This window comes from Variovorax restrictus, assembly GCF_051216715.1.
In the GTDB taxonomy this organism is placed as follows: domain Bacteria; phylum Pseudomonadota; class Gammaproteobacteria; order Burkholderiales; family Burkholderiaceae_C; genus Variovorax.
On record NZ_JBPJZH010000001.1, the window covers coordinates 80020 to 102441 of the forward strand.

The 22422-nt window shown below is 68.7% G+C and carries 23 protein-coding genes; 11 read left to right on the top strand and 12 right to left on the bottom strand.

From position 1 onward, the window contains the following. Window positions 1-4 precede the first annotated feature (4 nt). The 5 genes from ACSFA0_RS00395 to ACSFA0_RS00415 all read left to right on the top strand — a co-directional run bounded on the left by ACSFA0_RS00395 (window position 5) and on the right by ACSFA0_RS00415 (window position 5877). Complete coding sequence (locus ACSFA0_RS00395; protein ID WP_435450866.1) at window positions 5-1225, top strand: beta-ketoacyl-[acyl-carrier-protein] synthase family protein; 1221 nt, start codon at window positions 5-7, stop codon at window positions 1223-1225. Next, window positions 1222-2037 (top strand): beta-ketoacyl synthase chain length factor, encoded by an 816-nt coding sequence (locus ACSFA0_RS00400; RefSeq protein ID WP_435448255.1) that lies wholly within the window; start codon window positions 1222-1224, stop codon window positions 2035-2037. Before ACSFA0_RS00395 ends, ACSFA0_RS00400 begins: the two co-directional genes overlap by 4 nt. A 5-nt stretch (window positions 2038-2042) precedes the next feature. Beyond that, entirely contained in the window at window positions 2043-3701 is a 1659-nt protein-coding gene (locus ACSFA0_RS00405) for an NAD(P)/FAD-dependent oxidoreductase (RefSeq protein WP_435448256.1), read from the top strand. 103 nt (window positions 3702-3804) lie between these two features. After that, on the top strand, window positions 3805-4527 hold the full coding sequence (locus ACSFA0_RS00410; RefSeq protein ID WP_435448257.1) for a response regulator: 723 nt from the start codon (window positions 3805-3807) through the stop codon (window positions 4525-4527). A 165-nt stretch (window positions 4528-4692) separates the two neighbouring features. Next, window positions 4693-5877 carry an ATP-binding protein gene (locus ACSFA0_RS00415; RefSeq protein ID WP_435448258.1) on the top strand — a complete coding sequence of 395 codons (1185 nt, stop codon included), beginning with the start codon at window positions 4693-4695 and terminating at the stop codon, window positions 5875-5877. On the opposite strand, the gene ACSFA0_RS00420 is transcribed toward ACSFA0_RS00415, so the two are convergent. The 4 genes from ACSFA0_RS00420 to ACSFA0_RS00435 are packed head-to-tail and all read right to left on the bottom strand — an operon-like array spanning window position 5857 to window position 9086. Further along, the gene (locus ACSFA0_RS00420; RefSeq protein WP_435448259.1) at window positions 5857-7116 is read right to left on the bottom strand and encodes an O-antigen ligase family protein; all 1260 of its coding nucleotides are present in this window, start codon (window positions 7114-7116) and stop codon (window positions 5857-5859) included. The two genes, ACSFA0_RS00415 and ACSFA0_RS00420, sit on opposite strands and share 21 nt — an antisense overlap. Next, on the bottom strand, window positions 7113-7910 hold the full coding sequence (locus tag ACSFA0_RS00425) for a glycosyltransferase family 2 protein (protein ID WP_435448260.1): 798 nt from the start codon (window positions 7908-7910) through the stop codon (window positions 7113-7115). The genes ACSFA0_RS00420 and ACSFA0_RS00425 overlap by 4 nt, the downstream gene beginning before the upstream one ends. Before the next feature lie 10 nt (window positions 7911-7920). Beyond that, on the bottom strand, window positions 7921-8133 hold the full coding sequence (locus tag ACSFA0_RS00430) for a zinc-finger domain-containing protein (RefSeq protein WP_435448261.1): 213 nt from the start codon (window positions 8131-8133) through the stop codon (window positions 7921-7923). Window positions 8134-8135: 2 nt separating this feature from the next. Continuing rightward, window positions 8136-9086: a branched-chain amino acid transaminase gene (locus ACSFA0_RS00435; protein WP_435448262.1), complete on the bottom strand. Its 951-nt coding sequence runs from the start codon at window positions 9084-9086 to the stop codon at window positions 8136-8138. A gap of 132 nt (window positions 9087-9218) precedes the next feature. On the opposite strand from ACSFA0_RS00435, the gene ACSFA0_RS00440 reads away from it, so the two are divergent. Continuing rightward, complete coding sequence (locus ACSFA0_RS00440) at window positions 9219-10202, top strand: recombination-associated protein RdgC (protein ID WP_435448263.1); 984 nt, start codon at window positions 9219-9221, stop codon at window positions 10200-10202. Here ACSFA0_RS00440 and ACSFA0_RS00445 read toward each other — a convergent pair. Genes ACSFA0_RS00445 through radA form a run of 3 tightly spaced genes read right to left on the bottom strand, consistent with a single transcriptional unit; the run spans window position 10199 to window position 13590 of the window. Beyond that, window positions 10199-10627 carry a glycerate kinase gene (locus ACSFA0_RS00445; RefSeq protein ID WP_435448264.1) on the bottom strand — a complete coding sequence of 143 codons (429 nt, stop codon included), beginning with the start codon at window positions 10625-10627 and terminating at the stop codon, window positions 10199-10201. The genes ACSFA0_RS00440 and ACSFA0_RS00445 overlap by 4 nt on opposite strands. 23 nt (window positions 10628-10650) lie before the next feature. Then, on the bottom strand, window positions 10651-12168 hold the full coding sequence (locus ACSFA0_RS00450; protein WP_435448266.1) for a BCCT family transporter: 1518 nt from the start codon (window positions 12166-12168) through the stop codon (window positions 10651-10653). A gap of 30 nt (window positions 12169-12198) precedes the next feature. Next, window positions 12199-13590, bottom strand: coding sequence for a DNA repair protein RadA (gene radA / locus ACSFA0_RS00455; RefSeq protein ID WP_435448267.1), 1392 nt, complete (start codon window positions 13588-13590; stop codon window positions 12199-12201). 82 nt (window positions 13591-13672) lie between these two features. Here radA and ACSFA0_RS00460 point away from each other — a divergent pair, with 82 nt between their 5' ends. The 3 genes from ACSFA0_RS00460 (at window position 13673) to ACSFA0_RS00470 (ending at window position 16633) form a co-directional block, all read left to right on the top strand. Further along, window positions 13673-14488, top strand: coding sequence for an aldolase/citrate lyase family protein (locus tag ACSFA0_RS00460; protein WP_435448268.1), 816 nt, complete (start codon window positions 13673-13675; stop codon window positions 14486-14488). Between the two features lie 125 nt (window positions 14489-14613). Then, entirely contained in the window at window positions 14614-15603 is a 990-nt protein-coding gene (locus tag ACSFA0_RS00465) for a Bug family tripartite tricarboxylate transporter substrate binding protein (RefSeq protein WP_435448269.1), read from the top strand. 52 nt (window positions 15604-15655) lie between these two features. Next, complete coding sequence (locus ACSFA0_RS00470; protein WP_435448270.1) at window positions 15656-16633, top strand: 2-dehydropantoate 2-reductase; 978 nt, start codon at window positions 15656-15658, stop codon at window positions 16631-16633. A gap of 12 nt (window positions 16634-16645) precedes the next feature. On the opposite strand, the gene ACSFA0_RS00475 is transcribed toward ACSFA0_RS00470, so the two are convergent. Together ACSFA0_RS00475 and alr are read right to left on the bottom strand one after the other, a co-directional pair. Then, window positions 16646-17356 carry a hypothetical protein gene (locus ACSFA0_RS00475; protein WP_435448271.1) on the bottom strand — a complete coding sequence of 237 codons (711 nt, stop codon included), beginning with the start codon at window positions 17354-17356 and terminating at the stop codon, window positions 16646-16648. A gap of 13 nt (window positions 17357-17369) precedes the next feature. Further along, window positions 17370-18476: an alanine racemase gene (gene alr, locus ACSFA0_RS00480; RefSeq protein ID WP_435448272.1), complete on the bottom strand. Its 1107-nt coding sequence runs from the start codon at window positions 18474-18476 to the stop codon at window positions 17370-17372. A gap of 180 nt (window positions 18477-18656) precedes the next feature. Here alr and lplT point away from each other — a divergent pair, with 180 nt between their 5' ends. Next, window positions 18657-19961: a lysophospholipid transporter LplT gene (gene lplT, locus ACSFA0_RS00485; protein ID WP_435448273.1), complete on the top strand. Its 1305-nt coding sequence runs from the start codon at window positions 18657-18659 to the stop codon at window positions 19959-19961. Between the two features lie 56 nt (window positions 19962-20017). Beyond that, window positions 20018-20503 (top strand): glutathione peroxidase, encoded by a 486-nt coding sequence (locus tag ACSFA0_RS00490; RefSeq protein WP_435448275.1) that lies wholly within the window; start codon window positions 20018-20020, stop codon window positions 20501-20503. A gap of 14 nt (window positions 20504-20517) precedes the next feature. On the opposite strand, the gene ACSFA0_RS00495 is transcribed toward ACSFA0_RS00490, so the two are convergent. From ACSFA0_RS00495 to ACSFA0_RS00505, 3 genes are all read right to left on the bottom strand, one after another. After that, entirely contained in the window at window positions 20518-21357 is an 840-nt protein-coding gene (locus ACSFA0_RS00495; protein WP_435448276.1) for a DUF1266 domain-containing protein, read from the bottom strand. 89 nt (window positions 21358-21446) lie between these two features. After that, on the bottom strand, window positions 21447-22010 hold the full coding sequence (locus ACSFA0_RS00500) for a hypothetical protein (RefSeq protein WP_435448277.1): 564 nt from the start codon (window positions 22008-22010) through the stop codon (window positions 21447-21449). A gap of 25 nt (window positions 22011-22035) precedes the next feature. Next, a complete protein-coding gene (locus ACSFA0_RS00505) occupies window positions 22036-22302 on the bottom strand; it encodes a hypothetical protein (RefSeq protein ID WP_435448278.1) in 267 nt (88 codons plus the stop codon). Window positions 22303-22422: the final 120 nt, after the last annotated feature.

Genomic DNA, 22422 nt, shown 5'->3' on the forward strand with positions numbered 1-22422 from the left:
CACCGTGCCGTCCCGCATCCCCCCCCTCCAGATCAGCGCCTACACCGCGACTTCGGCCGTCGGCGTGGGCAAGGCGTCGCTGCTCGACGCCCTCGAAACCTCGCGCAGCGGCCTGCGGGCCAACGACTTCGGCGACATGCCCGCCAGCGGCGCGCGCCTCGCGACCTGGATCGGCCGCGTGGCGGGGGTCGAAGACGTGCAGCTCCCCGAATCGCTGGCCGCCTGGGACTGCCGCAACAACCGGCTGGCCTGGATGGGCCTGCAGGCCGACGGCTTCATGGACGCGGTGGCCACGGCGCGCGCCAAGTACGGGCCGTCGCGCATCGCGGTGATCCTGGGCACCTCGACGTCCAGCATCGGCGAGACCGAGGATTCGTACACGCACCTGACCGCCGACGGCCGGTTCCCGCCCGGGCAGGACCGTCCGCTGGTGCACACGCCGCACTCGCTGGGCATGTTCGTGCAGGCGGCGCTGGGGCTCGAAGGCCCGTCGGAGACGATCTCCACCGCCTGCTCGTCGAGCGGCAAGGTGTTCGCATCGGCCGAGCGGCTGATCCGCCTGGGGCTGATCGATGCGGCCGTGGTCGGCGGCGTCGACACGCTCTGCGGCAGCGTGCTGTACGGCTTCAACTCGCTGGAGCTGGTGTCGCCCAACCCTTGCAAACCCTTCGATGCCACGCGCGACGGCATCAGCCTGGGCGAGGCCGCCGGCTTCGCGCTGGTGGAACGCGCCGCGGCCACCCAAGCCGACGGGCTCTACCTGCTGGGCTACGGCGAGGCAAGCGATGCGCACCACATGTCGACGCCGCACCCGCAGGGCCTGGGCGCCGAGCGCGCGCTCGACGACGCGCTGGCCCGCGCCGGCCTCACGACCGACGCGATCGACTACATCAACATGCACGGCACGGCCAGCACGAAGAACGACGAGGTCGAAGGCGCGCTGGTCACACGGCGCTTCCCCGAAAGCACGCACGCCAGCTCGACCAAGGGCTTCACCGGCCATACGCTCGGTGCCGCCGGCATCGTCGAGGCGGCCATCAGCCTCTTGTCGCTGGAGACCGGCCTGATGCCGGGCACCGTGAACACCACGCAGCTCGACACCGACTGCGGCCCGCAGATCAAGCTCGAGCCCGCGCGCGGCGACGTGAAGGTGGCGCTGTCCAACTCCTTCGGCTTCGGCGGCAACAACTGCTCGCTGGTCTTCGGCAAGGGCGTGCAAGCATGAGCGCCGTCAAGACCCCCACGCTGTACATCGAAGGCCCGGCCTTCTGGGCGCCGACGCTGCCCGGCTGGGACATCGCCCGCGCCGCCTTCACCGGCACCGGCGCGCCGGTCGACCCGCCGGCCAAGCGGCCCGCGCCGCAGGTGCTGGCCCCGGCCGAGCGTCGGCGCGCGCCCGACACCGTGGCGCTGGCGCTCGAGGTGGCGTCCAACGCCATCGCCGCCTCGGGCCGCGATGCGAAAGACCTGCCCTGCATCTTCGCGTCGGCGCACGGCGACCTGGGCATCAACGACTACATGTGCGGTGTGCTGGCCAGCGACCCGACGGTGCTGTCGCCGATCAAGTTCCACAACTCGGTGCACAACGCCGCGGTCGGCTACTGGACGATCGGCGTGGGCTGCATGGCCGCGAGCAATTCGGTCGCGGCCTACGAAACGACCTTTGCGTCGGCGCTGCTCGAAGCCGCGGCGCAGTGCGCGGCCGACGACCAGCCGGTGCTGCTGGTGGGCTACGACATGCCCGCCGTGGGCGCGCTCGCGTCGGTCACGACCAGCCGCGGCCTGCTGGCGGTGGCGCTGGTGATCGCGCCGCAGCGCACCGAGCGCACGGTGGCCGCTTTCGACTGGTCGCTCGTGTCCGGCGCGTCGCACCCGATCGCGCCGCGCTCGGAGGCGGCGCAGGCGCTGTCCACCAACGCGATGGCCGACGCGCTGCCGCTCTTCGAATCGCTCGCCGCAGGCCGCGGCGAGGCGCTGGCGATGCCGCTGTCGGCCCGCCTGTCCCTCCAACTGCAACTCCAATTCACCCAGGGCTGAAGCCGATGACGATCGCCACGACAACGCATGAACAACAGCACGACGTGGTGATCATGGGCGGCGGCCTGGCGGGGCTGACGCTGGCGCTGCAACTCAAGAAGCGCTTCCCCGACATCGACGTGCTGGTGCTCGAACGCCGCGCCCACCCGGTGCCGCACGCGGCCCACAAGGTGGGCGAGTCGTCGGTGGAGATTGGCGCCCACTACTTCGACACGGTGCTGGGCCTGAAGCCGCACATGCACGGCGAACAGCTGCGCAAGTTCGGTTTCCGCTTCTTCTTCAGCGAAGGCCGGCGCGACATCGACCAGGTCACCGAGATCGGCGCCAGCCGCTTTCTGTCGGTGCCGAGCTACCAGATCGACCGCGGCATCTTCGAAAACTTCCTGGGCGAAGAGGCGGCGCGCCGCGGTGTGAAGTTCACCGACCATGCCATGGTGCGGCAGATCGACCTGGCCGAGGACGCACAGGGCCTGCACCGCCTGAGCTGGACGCAGGACGGGCAAACGAACGTCATCGCCGCGCGCTGGGTGGTCGATGCCTGCGGCCGTGCCGGCCTGCTCAAGCGCAAGCTGGGGCTGGCCGAGCCGAACGCGCACGAGGCCAACGCCGTGTGGTTCCGCATCGGCGACCGCATCACGCTCGACGACTGGAGCGACGACCCCGAATGGCGCGCGCGCTGCACGCCGCAGGCGCGCTGGCTGTCGACCAACCACCTGGTCGGCGCGGGCTACTGGGTGTGGCTGATCCCGCTGGCCTCGGGCTCGCATTCGGTGGGCATCGTGGCCGACCCGCGTTACCACGCGCTCGACACCATCGACAGCTTCGACAAGGCGATGGACTGGTTCGCCAAGTACCAGCCGCGCCTGTTCGACGAGCTCGACGGCAAGCGCCACCTGCTGCAGGACTTCGCCTTCTTCAAGAACTTCTCGTACGGCTGCAAGCAGGTGTTCTCGGGGCAGCGCTGGGCGCTGACCGGCGAGGCGGGGCTGTTCCTCGACCCGTTCTATTCGCCGGGCAGCGATTTCATCGCCATCGCCAACACCTACATCACCGATTTGATCGGCCACGACCGCGCCGGCCATTCGGTGGAGGCGCGGGCGCAGCTCTACGACCAGATCTACCACTCGTTCTACGAAAGCACCCTGGCGCTCTATCAGGACCAGTACGGCCTGTTCGGCGACCCCGAGGTGCTGCCCGTGAAGGTCATCTGGGACTACAGCTACTACTGGGGCGTGCTCTCGCAGATGTTCTTCCACGATCGCCTGACCGACCTGGCCCTGCTCGGCAGCCTGAAAGACGAACTACAGCACTGCCAGCGGCTGAACATCGCGGTGCAGGCGCTGCTGCGCGCCTGGTCGGATTCGAGCGAGAAGCGCAACGTGGCGCAGATGCTCGACCACGCCGCGCTGCCCTGGTTCGCCGAACTCAACCGCAGCCTGACCGACACGCTGGACGATGCGCAGTTCAGCGAACGCATCCATGCGTCGGTGGCGCTGCTGCGGCAGCTGGCCCTGGAGATCCATGCGCGTGCGCTGGCCTGCGACCCGGCGCTGGACGACCGCGACCTGAAAGCACTGCTCGCGCAGCACTGGCCTTCGAACGCCGCGGCCGACTGCAGCATGTTGTTCGACACGGTGTCTGGCCGCTCGGCGGAACCCGCTTAGCCGTTACGCCGGCGCTGCCACCGGCGACGACGGGCCGCCAGCGCCCGCCTGTTTACGTTAACTTTACGGAGCCTTCAAGCCGCCTTGGCGGCAACGATCCACCATGGCTGTCATGAGCACTCCCCAGATCCTGATGATCGAAGACGACGCCCGCCTCGCGCAGATGGTGAGCGAGTACCTGACGAAGTCGGGCTTCGGCGTGGCGCACGCGGCCGACGGCCAGGCGGGGCTCGAACAGGTGCAGCAGCACGCGCCCGACCTGGTCATCCTCGACCTGATGCTGCCGGACATCGACGGCCTGGAGGTCTGCCGCCGCATCCGCGCCCTGCCCGGCGCGCTGGCCAAGGTCTCGGTGCTGATGCTCACGGCCAAGGGCGACCCGATGGACCGCATCATCGGCCTGGAGATCGGGGCCGACGACTACCTGCCCAAACCCTTCGAGCCGCGCGAGCTGCTGGCGCGAATCCGTGCCGTGCTGCGCCGCCGCAGCGACAACACCAGCGAGGCGGCGGCCGCGACGATGATGCGCTTCGGCACGCTCGAGATCGACCGCAACGCGCGCACCGTGACCGTCGGCGGCGCGCTGGCTGACCTCACGTCCTACCAGTTCGACCTGCTCGTCGCCATGGCCGAGCGCGCCGGCCGCGTGCTCACGCGCGACCAGATCATGGAAGCCGTGCGCGGCCGCGAACTCGAAGCCTTCGACCGCTCGATCGACGTGCACATGGGCCGCATCCGCGCCGCCATCGAGGCCGACGCCAAGAACCCCAAGCGCATCCTCACCGTGCGCGGCGTGGGTTACGTCTTCGCCAAACAGCAAGACTGAAATGAGCTCCCCCCCGATGCGCCTGCGGCGCCTCCCCCTCGAGGGGGCGCACCCAGCGGCCTGGCGGAGCCAGTTCCGCGGGTGCCCTGGCTTTGGGCTGCGCCGGTTTTCTAGCTTGCGGGTCATGCGCAGCGTGGTGCGAAAACTGAGAGGCGGAGCGGAGCAATGATCCAGCTGTTCACGCGCCATCTCTACGTTCGCATCTGGCTGGCGGTGCTGGCCGGCGTAGCCGTGGTCACGTTCGCGGCCGGCTGGGCTTGGCAGATGGCCGACGAGCAGCGCACCGCACCGCTGCCGCGCGAGGTGGTGCTGCGCGACACGCAGGACCGTGTCATCGGCACCGGGACCTCGCTGCGCACCAGCCGCCCGGGCGAAGCGCTGGAATTCACCATCTCGCTGAAAGACGGTCAGGAATTCCAGATGGAGTTCGGGCCGCGGAAAGACCGCCAGGGCGGCCCGCCGCCCTGGGTGCGCCCCCAGACCGGCTTCTTCTGGCTGCTGGGCCTGGTCGGCCTGGCGACGGCCATCGGCCTGTTCCCGATCGTGCGGCGCCTGACACAGCGCCTGGAGACGCTGCAGCGGGGCGTGCAGCGCTGGGGCGACGGCGACCTGTCGGCCCGTGTGCCCGAGGACGGCCAGGACGAGGTGGCCGACCTGTCGATGCGCTTCAACGCGGCGGCAGCACGCGTCGAGACGCTGGTGCGCTCGCACAAGTCGCTGCTGGCCAACGCCTCGCACGAGCTGCGCTCGCCGCTCACGCGTATCCGCATGGGCCTCGAGCTGATGGGTGAACGGCCGAGCCCGGCCGCGCGCGACGAAATCTCGCGCAACATCGGCGAGCTCGACCAGCTGATCGACGAGATCCTGCTGTCGAGCCGGCTCGACGCCAGCGAGGCCGACGTCGGCACCATCGAGACCGTCGACCTGATTGGCCTGGCCGCGGAAGAGAGCGCGCGCGTCGACGTCGAGCTCGACCTGGCCGAGGGCACCGACAGCGCCCTGCTGCAGGTGCAGGGCGTCTCGCGCCTGCTGCGCCGCGCCATCCGCAACCTGCTGGAGAACGCCCGCCGCTACGGCGCGGGCACGATCGAGCTGCGCCTGGAAGCCGATGCGCACTGGGCGCGCGTCCGCGTCGACGACCGCGGCCCGGGCGTGCCGCCCGCCCTGCGCGAGCGCATCTTCGAGCCCTTCTACCGCCTGCCCGGTGCGAGCGAGCGCGAAGGCGGCGTGGGCCTGGGCCTGGCGCTGGTCAAGTCGATCGCCGAACGGCATGGCGGCAGCGTGCGCTGCGAAGAACGGCCCGGCGGCGGGGCGAGCTTCGTGATCGAGCTACCGCGCGATCTGCACTGACGCGGTCTTTCGCTCACCTTGGATAGCGCCAAGGATCAGCACCGTCATGAACAGCAGGAACATCGTGCCGCTGTTGTGGCCCAGGAAACCCTGGGTCAGCCCAAAGCCGATATACCCGACAGGGACCAACGCACCGATCAGCTGCAGAGGCACGATCGCAGCGGAAGAGGAGGCTGCCGCGCTCGCCTTTCTGGGCCAGAACACCAGCAGCGGTGTCAGATAGAGCGCGAGCAGCGCTGCCAACCCGAGCAGCCCGCGCTTGGCGAACACGTCGAGGAACTCGTTGTGCGCATGCGTGAACTGCAGGATGTAGGGATGCACCTCGCCAGCCTCGACCATGCGCTTCTTCTCGTCCTCGTAGCCCTGCTGCGACCAGCCGAGCAGCGGCTTTTCCAGGCCCATGCGCCAGGCGGCCTTCCAGTGCGCCAGACGCTGACCCACGGAGGATTCGGCATTGCCGGTGGTTTCGTACACCTCGACCTCTTGGCGCGCGCGGTCCAGACGCTCACCCAGCTGCCGTGCCGCCACAGAGATCAGGGTTGCGCCCAGGAGCATTGCGATCAAGCCGGAGATCAGCAGGAATCGACGGTCGAGAAAGCGCGACTTGACCAGCACCATCACCGGCACCAGCAGCGCCAGCGCCAGCCAGCCGCCGCGCGCCTGCGACAGCAACGAACCGAGCAACCCCATGGCCGCCCCGACCGACAACAGAACGGCCCACACGCCTTTGCGCTGCGGCGGCCGCCACATCATCAGGCCGACGATGCTCATCAACCCCAGCAGCAGGCTCAGATCACCGAACTGGATGGCATTGATGGAGCCTTCGGCACGCGGTAGATGCAGCCACACGATCTCGTACACCCCCCGCAGGCCGGCCAGCACGGCACCGCAGGCGATCCCGGCCCACAGCCAGGCCTGACGCGGCGGAAAGCGCAGCAGGAAGAAAAGGCACGGCAACACGAGGAGGAACTTGACCGGCTTGTCGACCGACCGCCAGCCGCCGTCGCTGCGAAGCCCATCGAGCTGCCAGATCGCGGCCATGAACAGAAAGGCGCCCACCAGTTGCCAGGCGGTCCGCAGCTCGACCGGCTTGCCCCACCACTGCGGCGTCGCGGCGAGCGCGACCACCAGCAGGAACACGGCCGCCATCGAGTAGCCGTTGGCCACGCCCACACTCAACGCGGGAAACAGAAAGGCCGCGGCCGAAGCCGCGAGGCGCCAACGTTGCTCACCCTTCATCGGCCCACCTGGGTGCTGAGATGTTCACGGTCGTAGTGCAGCGCTGCATAGCGAAAGAAGGCCTCGAGCGAGACGAAGAAACAGAAGAGGAAGCCGGCGCCACCGCACAGGAAGCCAAGCCGCAGGAAATAGAAGCGCACGAACATCGCCGTGCCGCCGGCCATGCCGCGCAGGACCCCGCCGCGCTTGCCGGCCGCCGCGCGTTTGGCCGCGCCCAGCATCGCGTACTGCGTGAGCTTCTCGAGGCTGCCGCGCACGGTCTGCCAGGAATGGTGCAGCAGCTTGCCGCGCAGCACGTGGCGCGGCGCGTCGGCGAAGGCCGGCAACAGCACCGCCTCTTCGTGCACCGCGCCCTTGAACGAGTCCAGGGTGTCGCGCCGGAACAGCCGCTCAGGCCCGCCGGCGCGGTAGGCCTTCAACTCGTGGCCGTAAGCCACCATGCGCCAGCGCACCCGCCACACGGCGGCCTCGCCCGATGCCACCGCGGCTTCGATGTGGGTACGCAGCTCGGGCGTGATGACTTCATCGGCATCCAGAAAGAAGAGATAGTCACCCGTCGCATGCGCGAGCAGGCGCGTGCGTTGCACGCCGAAGCCCTGCCAATCGGGATACGCCACGACCGTGGCGCCGGCCGCCTGGGCGCGGGCCACGGTGTCGTCGGTGCTGCCGCTGTCGACCACCAGCAACTGGTCGGCGAAGGCGGCGCTGCGCAGGCAGGCGTCGATGCGATGCGCCTCGTTCTTGGCGAGGACGCCGATGGTCAGCGTCGGTCGGGCGCAGGTCGCCTCGGGCACGCGCGCAGGCTCAGTGGCCGTGGCCGACGGTTTCGCCGGCCTTGAGCCGGTACACCGTGCCGCAATACGGGCACTTGGCCTCGCCGCTGCGCGCCACGTCGAGGTAGACCTTCGGGTGGCTGTTCCAGAGCTTCATGTCCGCCTTGGGGTTGGGGCAGAACACACCGCCTTGCGGGTTCAGGTCGGCGGCGAGCAATTCGACGGCTGCTTGGGTCGTGGCCATGATCAGACTTTCGTGAGCCAGTGGGCGTACTTGGGGTTCTTGCCGTTCACGATGTCGAAGAACGCAGACTGGATCTTTTCCGTGACCGGGCCGCGCGAGCCGCCATCACCGCGGTTGCCGATCTCGACGCGGTCGAGTTCGCGGATGGGCGTCACTTCGGCGGCGGTGCCGGTGAAGAAGGCTTCGTCGGCGATGTAGACCTCGTCGCGCGTGATGCGCTTCTGCACGAGTTCGATACCGAGGTCTTTGCAGATGTGCAGGATGGTGTTGCGGGTGATGCCGTTGAGCGCACCGGCCGACAGGTCGGGCGTGTAGACCACGCCGTCCTTCACCACGAACACGTTCTCGCCAGCGCCTTCGGAGACGAAGCCGCTCGCGTCGAGCAGCAGCGCCTCGTCGTAGCCGTCGTCCAGCGCTTCCATGTTGGCGAGGATCGAGTTGGTGTAGTTGCTCACCGCCTTGGCCTGCGTCATCGTGATGTTCACGTGGTGGCGCGTGTAGCTCGAGGTCTTCACGCGGATGCCGCGCCGCATGCCTTCTTCACCGAGGTAGGCGCCCCAGGCCCAGGCCGCGACCATGGCGTGGATCTTGTTGCCGCGCGGGCTCACGCCCAGCTTCTCGGAACCGATCCAGACCAGCGGGCGCAGGTAGCAGCTTTCCAGCTTGTTCTCGCGCACCACCTGCCTTTGCGCCTCGTTGAGCTCGTCCTTGCTGAAGGGCAGCGTCATGCGCAGGATCTTCGCGCTGTTGAACAGGCGGTCGGTGTGCTCCTGCAGGCGGAAGATCGCCGTGCCGTCGACCGTCTTGTACGCACGCACGCCCTCGAACGCGCCGCAGCCGTAGTGCAAGGTGTGCGACAGGACGTGGATCTTGGCATCGCGCCATTCGACCAGCTGGCCATCCATCCAGATCTTGCCGTCACGGTCGTCCAGCGAGGGGGGGAGCACGCTCATGTTGTTTGTCCTTCTGGGGAAAGGGCATCTCCGGGGGGAGATGTCGCAAAAGCTTTCGATTTTACGGCGGCGGGCGCGGGCGGGTTCCCGCGACAATGGCCGGCTTTGCCAATCCGTCCGTAAAGGGATTTCGTGTCCGTATTCAAGAACGTCATCGTCTACCGCATCGAAGGCGGCTGGTCGCCTTCTCTGACCGAGGCCGAAGCCGCGCTCGACAAGTTCCGCTTCGTGCCGTGCACCCCGTCGCAGGAAAAGTCCACCGGCTGGACCGAGCCGCGCGGGCAGGACCACGGCCCGCTGGTCGAATCCGTCGGCGGCCAGTGGGTGCTCGAATTCATGATCGAGGCCAAGACGCTGCCCGGCTCGGTGGTGCGGCGCAAGGTCGACGAACGCTGCGCGCAGATCGAGGCCACCACCGGCCGCAAGCCCGGCAAGAAGGAGCGGCGCGACCTGAAGGAAGACATCACGCAGGAGCTGCTGCCGATGGCCTTCACCCGGCATGCGCGCGTGGCCGTGTGGATCGACCCCCAGGAACACCGGCTGGTGATCAACGCCACCAACGCGGCGCGTGCCGACGAGGTGGTGACCAGCCTGGTGAAGTCGTTCGAGGGCTTCGCCGTGACCCAGGTCAACACCCACATCGAGCCGGCCACCGCCATGTCGGGCTGGCTGTCGAGCCAGGAGCCGCCGGCCGGCTTCACCATCGACCGCGAGTGTGAGCTCAAAGCCACCGACGAATCGAAATCGGTGGTGCGCTACGCCAAGCATGCGCTTGACATCGAGGAGGTCAAGCAGCACATCGCCGCCGGCAAGCGCCCGACGCGCCTGGCCATGACCTGGGAAGACCGTGTGTCCTTCGAGCTGAGCGAGACGATGCAGCTGCGCAAGATCGTGTTCCTCGAGGGCACCGACGACGCGAAGGACGGCAAGAAGGAAGACAACTTCGACGCCGACGTGGCGATCGCCACCGGTGAGCTCGGCGAGTTGATGCCGGCGCTGCTCGACGCACTGGGCGGCGAGGCGGCCTTCACGGCGGCGGTGGCCGATCAGCCGGCCCCGCCTGCTGCGACGGCAGCCTCGGCGACCGCCGACGCCGAAGAAGGCGCCCCGTTCTAGGCTGAAGGCGGCGCGGTGTCGGCTTCGGCCGGCGGCCGCGTCATGGTCCAGCTCTGCAGCTTGCCATTGAGGAACACGGCGTCGACATACGACTGGCCGCCATCGGTCCAGCGGTAGGTCTCGGGCTGCTGCTCCTTCGGCGTCTTGAGTTCGCCGAGCGAGCGCGTCATGGCCACGACGTGCAGCAGCGTGACGTTCGGCTTGAGCTTGGCGTTGAGCATCACCGCGCTTGCCACGTAGCCGATCGGCCGGTCGGCCGCGCGCTTGAGCACCTGCATCGTGCGGGTGAAGTGCAGCAGCAGGAACATCACGATGCCGGTGCAAGCCACGGCGACCCCGCTCCAGCCGAAGCTGCGGTACGACAGGCCGAGCAGCAGCAGGCCGGTCAGCGGAACGAAGACTTTCTGAAGATTCATGGGTGGCATTGTCGCCGTGCCTTGCGCCGCCGCTACTCGCGAACCATGTCGCGCAGCTTGCGGCGAAGGTCGCGCTCGCGCTTCTGCTCGGCGTTCCAGTCCTCCCGGATGGCCAGCGTCACCGACACCGCCATCAGCACCAGCACCAGGGAGAACGGAAGCGCGAAGACGATGGTCGCCGTCTGCACCGCCTGCAGGCCCCCGGCGAGCAGCAGGCTCAGCGCGATGGCCGCTACCAGCACGCCCCAGACGATCTTCACGCGGTTGGGCGGGTTCGGGTTGCCACCGGTGCTCATGGTGCCCAGCACCAGCGTGGCCGAATCGCCCGAGGTCACGAAGAACACGAAGACGAGCAAGGTGGCCACCACCGACATGACGGAGCCCATCGGCATCGCGTCGAACATCACGAACATGGTGGACGACACGTTCGCCGCAACGGCTTCCGCCAGCGGCACCTCGCGGAAGATCTCGAGGTGCAGTGCGGTCCCGCCGAAGACGGCGAACCACACGAAGCCCACCAGGCTCGGCGCGAGCACGGTGCCCACGAGGAACTGCCGCACCGTGCGGCCGCGCGACACGCGCGCGATGAACAGGCCCACGAAGGGCGACCACGCGAGCCACCAGGCCCAGTAGAAGATGGTCCAGTCGCCGACCCACGAGTTCTCGCGGAAGGGCGTCATGCGCAGACTCATCCGGACGAACTCGCTGATGTAGGTGCCCAGCGTGTTGGTGAGGGTGTCGACGATGGCGACCGTGGGGCCGACGCAGAACACGAAGAGCGCCAGCGCGCCGGCCACGCACAGGTTGCCGATCGACAGCCACTTCACGCCACGCTCCACGCCGGTCACGGCCGACGTGATGAACAGCGCCGTGGTGCCCACGATGATGAGCGACTGCGTGAGCGTGCCGATCGGCACGCCGAAGGCGGCGTTCAACCCGCTGTTGATCTGCGTGGCGCCCATGCCCAGCGAAGCCGCCACGCCGAAGGCGGTGGCCACCACCGCCAGCACGTTGAAGGCCGGCGACAGGCGTTGCACGATGCGCCAGGGCAGCGCCTCGGTGGCCGAACTCACCAGCGGCAGCGCCTTGCGGCGGAAGGTGAAGAAGCTGATCGCCAGCCCCACGATGCCGTAGATCGCCCAAGGGTGGAAGCCCCAGTGGAAGAAGGCGTAGCGCATGGCCGCGCCGGCCGCCTCGGGCGTGCCCGCCACGACGCCCGGCGGCGGCTTGACGTAGTGCGACACGGGCTCGGCCACGCCCCAGAAGACCAGCCCGATGCCCATGCCCGCGGCGAACAGCATCGCGAACCAGGCGCCGACGGAGAACTCCGGCTCCTCGTCTTCGTCGCCCAGCTTGAGATCGCCGTAGCGGCTCACGGCCAGGAAGAAGGCCAGCACGACGAGGCCGAGCACGACCCACAGATAGAGCCAACCGAAGGTGCGGGTGACGTCGGACAGCAGCGTGCTGAAGACGCTGTCGAGCGTGCGGGGCGAGACGAGGCCCCAGAGCACGACGGCGGCGATGATGCCGGCGGAAACGATGAGTTGCATCGAACGGATTCTCGACGATGCCGCCGAAGTTCAGTCGAGACGGCGCACGATGTCCAGCGCCTCTTCCACCCGCTCGACCGCATGGATCGTCAGCCCCTCGATCTCCTTGGCGCCCTTCTTCGGCGCATTGGCTTTGGGCACCACGGCCACGCTGAAGCCGAGCTTGGCGGCCTCCTTCAGGCGCTCCTGGCCGCGCGGCGCGGGCCGAACCTCGCCGGCCAGGCCGACTTCGCCAAAGGCGATAAAGCCCTTGGGCAGCGGCTTGCCGCGCAGGCTGGAGGTGATGGCGAGCATCACTGCCAGGTCGGCCGCGGGCTCGGTGATGCGCACGCCCCCGACCGCGTTGACGAACACGTCCTGGTCCATGCAGGCCACGCCGGCATGGCGGTGCAGCACCGCCAGCAGCATCGCGAGGCGGTCGCGGTCGAGGCCCACCGACAGGCGCCGCGGGCTCGGCCCGCCGTTGTCAACCAGCGCCTGGATCTCGACCAGCATCGGCCGCGTGCCTTCGAGCGTGACCATGACCACGCTGCCCGGCACCGGCTCGCTGTGCTGGCTCAGGAAGATCGCGCTGGGATTGCTCACGCCCTTGAGGCCGCGCTCGGTCATGGCGAACACGCCGATCTCGTTGACCGCGCCGAAGCGGTTCTTGATGGCGCGCACCAGGCGGAAGCTCGAATGCGTGTCGCCCTCGAAGTACAGCACCGTGTCGACCATGTGCTCCAGCACGCGCGGGCCGGCCAACGCGCCCTCCTTCGTGACGTGGCCGACCAGCACGATCGCGGTGCCGCTCGCCTTGGCGAAGCGCGTGAGGTGCGCCGCGCATTCGCGCACCTGCGCGACCGAGCCGGGCGCGGAGGTGAGCTGGTCGGAGTACACCGTCTGGATCGAGTCGATGACGGCGATGGCTGGCCGGTGCGCATCGAGCGTGGCGATGATCTTCTCCAGCTGGATCTCGGGCAGCACCTGCACCTGCGAGCGTTCCAGTCCGAGCCGGCGCGAGCGCAGCGCAACCTGCGCACCGCTTTCCTCGCCCGACACGTACAGCGCATTCTGCCCCTGACGCTGCAGCGCATCGACCGCCTGCAACAGCAGCGTCGACTTGCCGATGCCCGGGTCGCCGCCGATCAGCGTCACGCCGCCGGGCACGATGCCGCCGCCGAGCACGCGGTCGAGTTCGTCGATGCCGGTGGGTGTGCGGTCGACGTCGCTCGCCTCGATCTCCGACAGCACCGCCAGGTCGGCCGTGCCGCCGAGCGCGGCGAATTGCGTGCCGAAGCGGTTGTTCGCGGCGCCGCCCGCGGGCTGCGCCACTTGTTCGACGAGCGTGTTCCAGGCGTTGCAGGCGGGGCACTTGCCCAGCCACTTGGCGCTGGTGCCGCCGCACTCGGTGCAGACGTAGTTGGTTTTTTCCTTGGCCATCGCACGAGTGTAGGCAGGGCGCGCCGCCGACCATTCAATAATCCGCGCATTCATCGCAGGCCACCACTGGAGTCCCCCCACCATGCACACCCCCCTCAACACCTTCAAGAAAGCTATGCAGGACGGCCCGGCCCAGATCGGCCTGTGGGTCGGCCTGGCCGACGGCTACGCTGCCGAGCTGCTGGCCGGCGTCGGCTACGACTGGCTGCTGATCGACGGCGAGCATGCGCCCAACGACGTGCGCTCGGTGCTCGCGCAGCTGCAGGCCATCTCGAGCGCCTGGGCCGCGCTGCCGCACCGCACGCAGCCGGTGGTGCGCTTGCCGGTCGGGGAGACGGCGCTGATCAAGCAGTACCTCGACATCGGCGCGCAGACGTTGCTGATCCCGATGGTCGACACCGCCGAGCAGGCCGCGCAACTGGCGCAGGCCATGCGCTACCCGCCCGAGGGCATCCGCGGCATGGGCAGCGCGCTGGCGCGGGCCTCGCGCTGGCAGGCCCACCCGAACTACATCCACGAAGCAAACGCGCAGGCCTGCCTGCTCGTGCAGGCCGAGACGGTCGAGGCGATGAAGAACCTCGATGCCATCGCCGCCACGCCGGGTGTCGACGGCGTCTTCATCGGCCCGGCCGACCTGTCCGCGTCGATGGGCTTCCCGGGCCAGCCGAACCACCCGGACGTGCAGGCCGCCATTGCCGACGGCGTCGCGCGCATCCTCAAGGCCGGCAAGGCGCCGGGCATCCTGGCGACGACCGAGGAGCAGGCGCGCAAGTGGCTCGCCGCCGGTGCGCGCTTCGTGGCGGTGGGCGTCGACACCGTCGTGCTGACAGCGGCGGCCAAGGCGCTGCTCGCGCGCTACAAGCAGGGCGGCCACGAACCCACGGCCAACGGCTACTGAAAAAGCGCCCGAACGTGGCGTAAACGCGGGGGTGCGAGTGCCCCCGCTGCTGGAAAAATGCGGGTTCGGCCCGCGCCGGGCATCGCCGTGCGCGCGCCCCTTTTCAAACTCCGGAGACAGACCCCATGCCATTCACCCGCCGCCACCTGCTGCAGACCACCGGCGCCTCGGCCCTGCTCGCCAGCATCGGCCAGCACGCCTTTGCCCAGGCCCTGCTCGAGACCACCACCATCGTCACCGGCTTCGCGGCCGGCGGGACCTCCGACACCATCTGCCGTCGCCTGGCGCAAAAGCTGAGCCCCGAATTCGCCAAGGCTGCCGTGGTGGAGAACCGCACGGGCGCGGGCGGCCAGATCGCCATCGGCTACATCAAGGGCCGGCCGGCCGACGGCTCGGCCATCCTGCAGACGCCGACCTCGATGCTCACCATCTACCCGCACATCTACAAGAAGCTGGCGTACGACCCGCAGACCGACCTCACGCCGGTCTCGCTGGGCTGCGTGTTCGACTTCGGCTTCGCAGTCGGGCCGTCGGTGCCGGCCAGCGTGAAGAACGTGCCCGAGTTCCTGGCCTGGGCCAAGGCCAACCCGACCGGCGCGAACTTCGGTTCGCCGGCGGCCGGCTCGACGCCCCACTTCATCGGCGCGCTCCTCGGCAAGAGTGGCGGCGTGGAACTGAAGCATGCGGCCTACCGCGGCACGCAGCCAGCCATGCTCGACCTGCTGGGCGGCAACATCTCGGCCGTGTCGGGCCCCATCGGCGACATCGTGCAGCACCTGCCCAGCGGCAAGGTGCGCATCCTGGGCGTGTCGGGGGCCAAGCGCAGCCGCTTCGCGCCGGACGTGCCGACCTACGGCGAGCAGGGCATCGCCAACATGGCGCACAGCGAGTGGTTCGCCTTCTTCCTGCCGGCGAAGGCCTCGCCCGAAGTCGTCGCGCGCCTGAACACGGCCATGAAGAACGCGCTGGCTTCCAAGGACGTGATCGACGGCCTGGGCACCTTCGGGCTGGAAGCCATGTCGTCGACGCCGACGGAACTGGCCGACCTCATCAAGAAGGACACGGCGAAGTGGGGCCCGATCGTCAAGGATGTGGGCTTCACGGCGGAAGGCTAAGGCGCCGCACGCGTGACGTTCTGACGGCGCGCACTCTGGCACCATCGCGGCCATGAACCTCTGCATCTACGGCGCCGGCGCGATCGGCGGATGGATCGGCGCTGCCTTCGCGCAGGCCGACCAGCAACTCAACGTGGTGGCCCGCGGTGCCACGCTCGACGCACTGCGGCGCGACGGGCTCGTACTGCTGCGCGGCGACCAGCGCACGCAGGTGCCCGTCAACGCGGTCGACGACCCGGCCGCGCTCGGCGTGCAGGACGTGGTCGTCATCGCGGTGAAGGCGCCGTCGCTCGCCGCCGTGGCCGCGCGCATCGCGCCGTTGATCGGCCCGGACACCCTCGTGCTCACGGCCATGAACGGCGTGCCGTGGTGGTTCCTCGACGGCGGCTTCGGCGGCGCGCTGGCCGGCACGCGCTTGCAGGCGATCGACCCCGACGGCGCGATCGCAGCGGCCATCCCCGCGCGCCAGGTGGTCGGCGGCGTGGTGCATGCGAGCTGCGCGCTCGACGCGCCCGGCGTGGTGCGCCATCACTTCGGCAACGGGCTGATCCTGGGCACGCCCTCCGGCGAGGCGAGCGAGCGCGTGCACGCACTGGCCGCGCTGCTGGTGCGCGGCGGCATCGAAGCGCGTGTGTCACCGCAGATCCAGAAGGACGTCTGGTACAAGCTCTGGGGCAACATGACCGTCAACCCGATCAGCGCCCTGACGGGCATGACCACCGACCTCATCCTCGCCGACGACGAGGTGCGGGGCTTCATCTCGGCGGTGATGCTCGAAGCCAAGGAGATCGGCGCACGCATCGGCATCCCCATTGCAGAAATGCCCGAGGACCGCCATGCGGTGACACGCAAGCTGGGCGCCTTCAAGACCTCGATGCTGCAGGACGTGGAAGCCGGCCGACCGGTCGAGCTCGACGCCCTGGTGACCGTGGTGCACGAGCTTGGTCAGCGCACCGGCGTGCCGACGCCCTTTACCGCCGCCCTGCTGGGGCTGGCCCGCCTGCGAACACGCCAGCTCGGCCTGTACTGAACGGTCGCAACGCTAGCGGTGTAGCAGCATTCGCACGGCCTGCGGCAGCGAATTGACCTGCGGCATGAAGCGGTCGATGACCGCGCCCAGCAGCACGGCGCACAGCAGCGCCCCGAGCAGCGGCTTCCACGTGAGCTTGACCGCCACCGTGAGCCAGCCTTCGCGTGCCACCCGCACCGCGGCACGTGCCGAGACGTACGAGAACGCAATCTCGACCGCCACCGCGAGCAGCGCGTCCCAGCCGAAGTAGAGCAGCGCCAAGGCCCCGGCTCCCGTCACCAGCGCGATGCCGACGAGGAAGATGGCGAGCACCGGCACAACGATGACCGCCCCCTCGTCGGCACCGGCCGCCGCTTCGAGCGCGCCGCTGGCGATGTCGCCCACCGCGGAGCCATCGGCGGCCTCGGCGCAGGTCGACGGGTTCGACGTGCCGCTGATCACGTCGGGGAGGTCGATGTCGGTGCGCCCCTCGACCAGCCGCTGCGCCCACCAGCGCAGCAGGCCCAGGTAGCCGAGGTAGCCCACGCCGAGCGTCACCGCATAGCGCAACGCCAGCGAGTCGTTGCCGGCGAGCATCTGCAGCGCCGACACGGCCCACATCAGCAGCAGCGTGCAGGTGCCCAGCAAGAGGCCGTGGGTGCGCAGGCTGTGGCGACGGTGCAGGTCGCGCTCGAAAGCGCTCTCCCAGAGCCGCACCGAGCGCCAGTTGGAAAGAACCTTCATCGGCTCGGTGCGCTCAGTCGCCCAGCACCACCGTCACGCGCGGCGCGACCGCGCACATCAGCTCGTAGCCGACGGTGCCCGCGGCGCGCGCGACCTCGTCGATCGGCAGCAACGCGTCGCCGTTCGACGCGTGGCCCCACAGCGTCACCTCGCTGCCGAAGCCGACCGCGCGACCTGCGGCCTTGAGCGGCGTGAGGTCGACGGTGACCATGTCCATGCTGACGCGGCCGACCACGCGCGTGCGCATGCCGTCGACCAGCACCGGCGTGCCCGTGGGCGCGTGGCGCGGGTAGCCGTCGGCATAGCCCACCGCGGCGACGCCGATGGTCATCGGCGCCTCGGCCACGAAGCTGGATCCATAGCCGACGGTCGCGCCGGGTTGCAGGTCCTGCGTGCCGATGATGCGCGTCGACAGCGTCATGCCGGGCTGCAGCTGCCAGTGCGCGCTGTCGTGCTCCGGAAAGTCGGGCACGCCGCCGTAGAGCACGATGCCGGGACGTACCCAGTCGATGCGGGTTTCTGGCGCGTGGCGCAGAACGGCGGCGCTGTTGGCGATCGAGCGTTCGCCCGGCAGGTCCTGCGTGGCGCGGTGGAAGGCGGCCAGTGCATCCGCGATGCCGCGCGGCCCGTCGGCGTCGCTGAAATGCGTCATCAGCGAGATCTCGTCGACCTGCGGCAGCGCGTTGAGCCGGGTCCAGGCGGCGCGGTAGCGCTCGGGTGAAAAGCCCAGGCGGTTCATGCCGGAGTTCATCTTGAGGAAGACACGGTGCGGCACCTGCGTCTTGTGCGCGGCGAGCATGTCGATCTGCGCGTCGCAGTGCACCGCGTGCCAAAGGCCGAGGCGCGAGCAGAGTTCCAGGTCGCGCGCGTCGAACACCCCTTCGAGCAGCAGAATCGGCCCGCGCCAGCCGAGGGCACGCACGCGTTCGGCTTCTGCCAGGTCGAGCAGCGCGAAGCCGTCGGCGCCGCGGAACGCATCGAAGACGCGTTCGATGCCGTGGCCATACGCGTTGGCCTTGACGACGGCCCACACGCGCGACTCGAGCGCCGAGCGCCGCACGCGCTCCAGGTTGTGGCGCAGGGCACCGGCATGGATGGTGGCGAGGATGGGACGGGGCACGGAAACAGGACCTCTCGAACAGGAAGAAAGCCCTGCAAGGATGGGGGATGCCGCCGCAGGGGAAACGCCATTTTGGCACTGCACCCCCATGCTATAACCGCGCATTCGCCACCGGGGCGACGCCTTTCCTACTACCGCACCACCACATCGCCAGCCCCACACTGGCCAGCCAGCCCATCGATGAAGCGCGGTTTCTACACCATCATGTCGGCCCAGTTCTTTTCGTCACTGGCCGACAACGCGCTCTTCGTCGCGGCCGTCGAACTGATGCGGTCTTCCGGCGCCCCCGAATGGCAGCGTGCGGCGCTGGTGCCGATCTTCACGCTCTTCTACGTGGCGCTCGCCCCGCTGGTGGGCGCCTTCGCCGACGCCTACCCCAAGGGACGCGTCATGTTCATCAGCAACTTCATCAAGGTGGTGGGCTGTCTGATGATGCTCTTCGGCTCGCATCCGCTGCTGGCCTATGCCATCGTCGGCCTGGGCGCGGCCGCGTACTCCCCGGCCAAGTACGGCATCCTCACCGAGCTGCTGCCGGCGTCGCAGCTGGTCAAGGCCAACGGCTGGATCGAAGGTCTGACCATCGCGTCGATCATCCTGGGCATCGTGCTGGGCGGCCAGTTGGTGGGCCACGCGATATCGAGCCATCTGCTGGCCTGGGACATGCCCTACATCGACACCGGCATCAACACCCCGCCCGAAGCGGCGATCGGCGCGCTGATCTTCGTCTACATGCTGGCCGCCTGGTTCAACACGCGCATCCCGCACACGGGCGTCGAGATGCGCCCGCTGCGCGCCAACCCGCAGCACAGCTTCGTGCGCAACATGGTCGCGCTGCTGCCCGACTTCTGGCAATGCAACGCCCGCCTGTGGCGCGACAAGCTCGGTCAGATCTCGCTGGCGACCACCACGCTGTTCTGGGGCGCGGGCGGCAACCTGAAGTACATCGTGCTGTCCTGGGCATCGCTGGCGCTGGGCTACAACACGGCGCAGGCGTCGTCGCTGACCGGTGTGGTCGCCATCGGCACGGCCGTCGGCGCGGTGGTGGCGTCGATGAAGATGCGGCTGGACATGGCCACGCGCGTGATCCCCCTGGGCATCGGCATGGGCGTGCTCGTCATCGGCATGAACTTCATCGGCAACATCTGGGTCGCGGTGCCCTTCCTGATCCTGCTGGGCGGGCTGGGCGGCTTCCTGGTGGTGCCCATGAACGCACTGCTGCAGCATCGCGGCCACAACCTGATGGGCGCGGGGCGCTCGATTGCCGTGCAGAACTTCAACGAGCAGGCCTGCATCCTGATCCTCGGCGCGTTCTACAGCGCGTGCACCGGCCTGGGCCTGTCGGCGTACACGGCCATCACCGCCTTCGGCGTGGTGGTCGCGGGCTTCATGTGGATCATCAAGCGCTGGCACGAGAACAACCTGCGCAAGTACCCCGAAGAAGTCGAGCACCTGCTGTCGATCGCGCGCAGCGACAAGCACCACTGATGCATCACTGAGGCGCCGCCGACGGCGTGACCTTCTTCAACCACCGAGGAACGCCCATGGCATCGATCTACGACTTCACCGCGCAGGCCATCGACGGCCACGCCATCTCGCTGGCGGACTACCGTGGACGCGTGCTGCTCATCGTGAACACGGCCAGCCAGTGCGGGTTCACGCCGCAGTTCGCCGGCCTGGAGGAGCTGCACCAGCGCTATGCGGCCGATGGTTTGAGCGTCCTGGGCTTTCCGTCGAACCAGTTCGGTGGACAGGACCCGGGCAGCAACGACGAGATCGGCGCCTTCTGCACCAAGAACTACGGCGTGAGCTTTCAGATGATGCAGAAGGTCGACGTCAAGGGCAGCGAGGCCGCGCCGCTGTACCGATGGCTCGTGCAGGAAAAGCCGGGCTTGCTCGGCAGCGCCGTCATCAAGTGGAACTTCACGAAGTTCCTGATCGGCCGCGACGGGCAGGTGATCAAGCGCTATGCACCGCTCGACACGCCGGCGTCGCTGGCGAAGGACATCGAAGCGGCGCTGCGCGGCTGAGCGCGCCGCGGCCTTCAGCGCAACGGATCGAACACCGTCGTCGGCATGCCGAGCCCGCGGAAGCCACTCACCGGATCGACTTCTGCGGACTGGCCGGGTGCCATCCAGTCGGCCGCCCGCGCCAGCAGCGAACGACGGGCCGCCAACAGCACCGTGTGGCTGCGCGCGATGTGGTACCAGTCGCCGACGTCGTCCAGATCGAGCACGCCGCGCAGCCCCATGCCGACGAGAGCCGACAGCGAGTAGTCTGTCCAGGACGCGTAGCGCGTCCGCGCCGTCTGCCGCAGGCGGTTCAGGGTGCGCCAGGCCGTCTCGCGGGAGACGTAGCCCATCGTGAATCCCAGCCGCAGCAGATAGGCCACCTGCTGCACGTCCCAGGCCACGAGGTGGCAATGCTGGTCACGGATATCGCCCGGCTTCACGATGCCGGCGTGGACCGACAGGAAGACGAGCACATCGCGCAGCGACCGGTACGCCTCTGTATCGATCGGTGTGCCGGCCCGCCAGGCCTCGAAAGCCTCGGCTTCTTCCGCAGAGACCGCACCGAGCGAGCGAAGCCTGTCGTCGATCACCCGCTGGAAGTCACGTGCCGAGCAAACGTTCCAGTACCGTGCGAGGAGTTCGGGGATGCGTCGGCGTGGCAAGGTGCTCGCCAGCTGGTTGAAATTATCGTGCTCGAGGAGGGCCACGTTGGCCCCCAGCAGCAACCCGAACAGCTGGTCTTCCGAGATTTTTTCGGTAGGAACGAACGCGATGCCACGGGCCCAGCTCGCATCGCTCCAGCCCATCCGAACACCGACGATGGTGCACAGAAGCGCGAGCCAGATGGCGAGGGCGGCGATCCAAAAATCCATGCTCATCTCCCTCGGGTTTTCAACAGTTCACGCCGGCCCGTAGCAGCAGCGGGGCCTCGCGACGCGGTGTCGGGGGACATGCAGCGCCGTCACGGGTACACCACCTCTTTCGTGACCGTGACGCATCCGCCCGCAATGCGGATCAGGTAGACGTGGTGGGTCGGGCTGTAGGCAATGACGGCCGTTTGTTCGCCCAGGCGCTCCAGGGGCTGGGTGTAGCGCAGCTCTTCGAGCGCGACGTCCTGGCAGGATTTGCGCCACACGTCGACCTTGTCGTAGCTCAGGTCGCAACCGCCACGCAGCGTCGGCGAGAAGGTCGCACTCACGAGGCTCGTCGCGTCTGCGTCTTTCCGCTCGATCGTCACACCCAGCGTCGCGGCGTCCGGCGCTGCAGGGTGGGTCATGACGACCGCGGCGTGGCTGCCACCGGTGCCGGTCAGCGCCGGCCCGAAGCGGCGGGTAGCGTCGAGGCAGGTCTGCACGCCTGCGCGCCCCGCCAGGCGGGCCACCGTGCCAAGAGCAGATGCGGCGGCGTCTTGCTGTTGGGCGAGCGCCAGCGGCGCGAAGGCCATGCTCGCCACGACGACCGCCAGGCGGGCATCGCCCAGAAGTGCCCGCGCAGCGAGATGGCGCAACACGAAGGAAGGTCGCATGGGAAGGGCCGGTCCGTCTGACGACTCAGAGTACGGCCTGGACGTCCGCGCTCGCCCGTTGCGGCTCGGCCACGACGGATTCCACGCCGACAGTCAGTGCTACAGCAGCACTGGTGTCGGCGTGGAAGTACAGCGTCGGCGTGACAGCAAAGGATGGCCGTGCGCGATCGGGTCGGCGCACTGCGAGGGCGTCTGGATGTTCGATGTCGTCGGTGGTACAGGTCTTGCCCGACGGCTGGGCCGGGATGGCGGGGCGCACTGGCTCGAGGCAGGCTGCGGCGGAAGACCACACGGCGTGATCTTTCCCGCTTCCCCCCGACCCCTGCCGCATCCCGTCCATGGCATGTACCTTCGATGTTCTAAAAAAACCGCGCAACGTCTGAGCGTCTTGGCGCGCGGTAAAACCCCCTGC

What these genes read in the sequence shown, in the direction of transcription:
- ACSFA0_RS00400 (WP_435448255.1), top strand. Translation starts at nt 1,222, where the DNA reads ATGAGCGCCGTCAAGACCCCCACGCTGTACATCGAAGGCCCGGCCTTC.
- ACSFA0_RS00405 (WP_435448256.1), top strand. Translation starts at nt 2,043, where the DNA reads ATGACGATCGCCACGACAACGCATGAACAACAGCACGACGTGGTGATC.
- ACSFA0_RS00410 (WP_435448257.1), top strand. Translation starts at nt 3,805, where the DNA reads ATGGCTGTCATGAGCACTCCCCAGATCCTGATGATCGAAGACGACGCC.
- ACSFA0_RS00415 (WP_435448258.1), top strand. Translation starts at nt 4,693, where the DNA reads ATGATCCAGCTGTTCACGCGCCATCTCTACGTTCGCATCTGGCTGGCG.
- ACSFA0_RS00420 (WP_435448259.1), bottom strand. Translation starts at nt 7,116, where the DNA reads ATGAAGGGTGAGCAACGTTGGCGCCTCGCGGCTTCGGCCGCGGCCTTT.
- ACSFA0_RS00430 (WP_435448261.1), bottom strand. Translation starts at nt 8,133, where the DNA reads ATGGCCACGACCCAAGCAGCCGTCGAATTGCTCGCCGCCGACCTGAAC.
- ACSFA0_RS00435 (WP_435448262.1), bottom strand. Translation starts at nt 9,086, where the DNA reads ATGAGCGTGCTCCCCCCCTCGCTGGACGACCGTGACGGCAAGATCTGG.
- ACSFA0_RS00445 (WP_435448264.1), bottom strand. Translation starts at nt 10,627, where the DNA reads ATGCCACCCATGAATCTTCAGAAAGTCTTCGTTCCGCTGACCGGCCTG.
- ACSFA0_RS00450 (WP_435448266.1), bottom strand. Translation starts at nt 12,168, where the DNA reads ATGCAACTCATCGTTTCCGCCGGCATCATCGCCGCCGTCGTGCTCTGG.
- radA (WP_435448267.1), bottom strand. Translation starts at nt 13,590, where the DNA reads ATGGCCAAGGAAAAAACCAACTACGTCTGCACCGAGTGCGGCGGCACC.
- ACSFA0_RS00460 (WP_435448268.1), top strand. Translation starts at nt 13,673, where the DNA reads ATGCACACCCCCCTCAACACCTTCAAGAAAGCTATGCAGGACGGCCCG.
- ACSFA0_RS00465 (WP_435448269.1), top strand. Translation starts at nt 14,614, where the DNA reads ATGCCATTCACCCGCCGCCACCTGCTGCAGACCACCGGCGCCTCGGCC.
- ACSFA0_RS00470 (WP_435448270.1), top strand. Translation starts at nt 15,656, where the DNA reads ATGAACCTCTGCATCTACGGCGCCGGCGCGATCGGCGGATGGATCGGC.
- ACSFA0_RS00475 (WP_435448271.1), bottom strand. Translation starts at nt 17,356, where the DNA reads ATGAAGGTTCTTTCCAACTGGCGCTCGGTGCGGCTCTGGGAGAGCGCT.
- lplT (WP_435448273.1), top strand. Translation starts at nt 18,657, where the DNA reads ATGAAGCGCGGTTTCTACACCATCATGTCGGCCCAGTTCTTTTCGTCA.
- ACSFA0_RS00490 (WP_435448275.1), top strand. Translation starts at nt 20,018, where the DNA reads ATGGCATCGATCTACGACTTCACCGCGCAGGCCATCGACGGCCACGCC.
- ACSFA0_RS00495 (WP_435448276.1), bottom strand. Translation starts at nt 21,357, where the DNA reads ATGGATTTTTGGATCGCCGCCCTCGCCATCTGGCTCGCGCTTCTGTGC.
- ACSFA0_RS00500 (WP_435448277.1), bottom strand. Translation starts at nt 22,010, where the DNA reads ATGCGACCTTCCTTCGTGTTGCGCCATCTCGCTGCGCGGGCACTTCTG.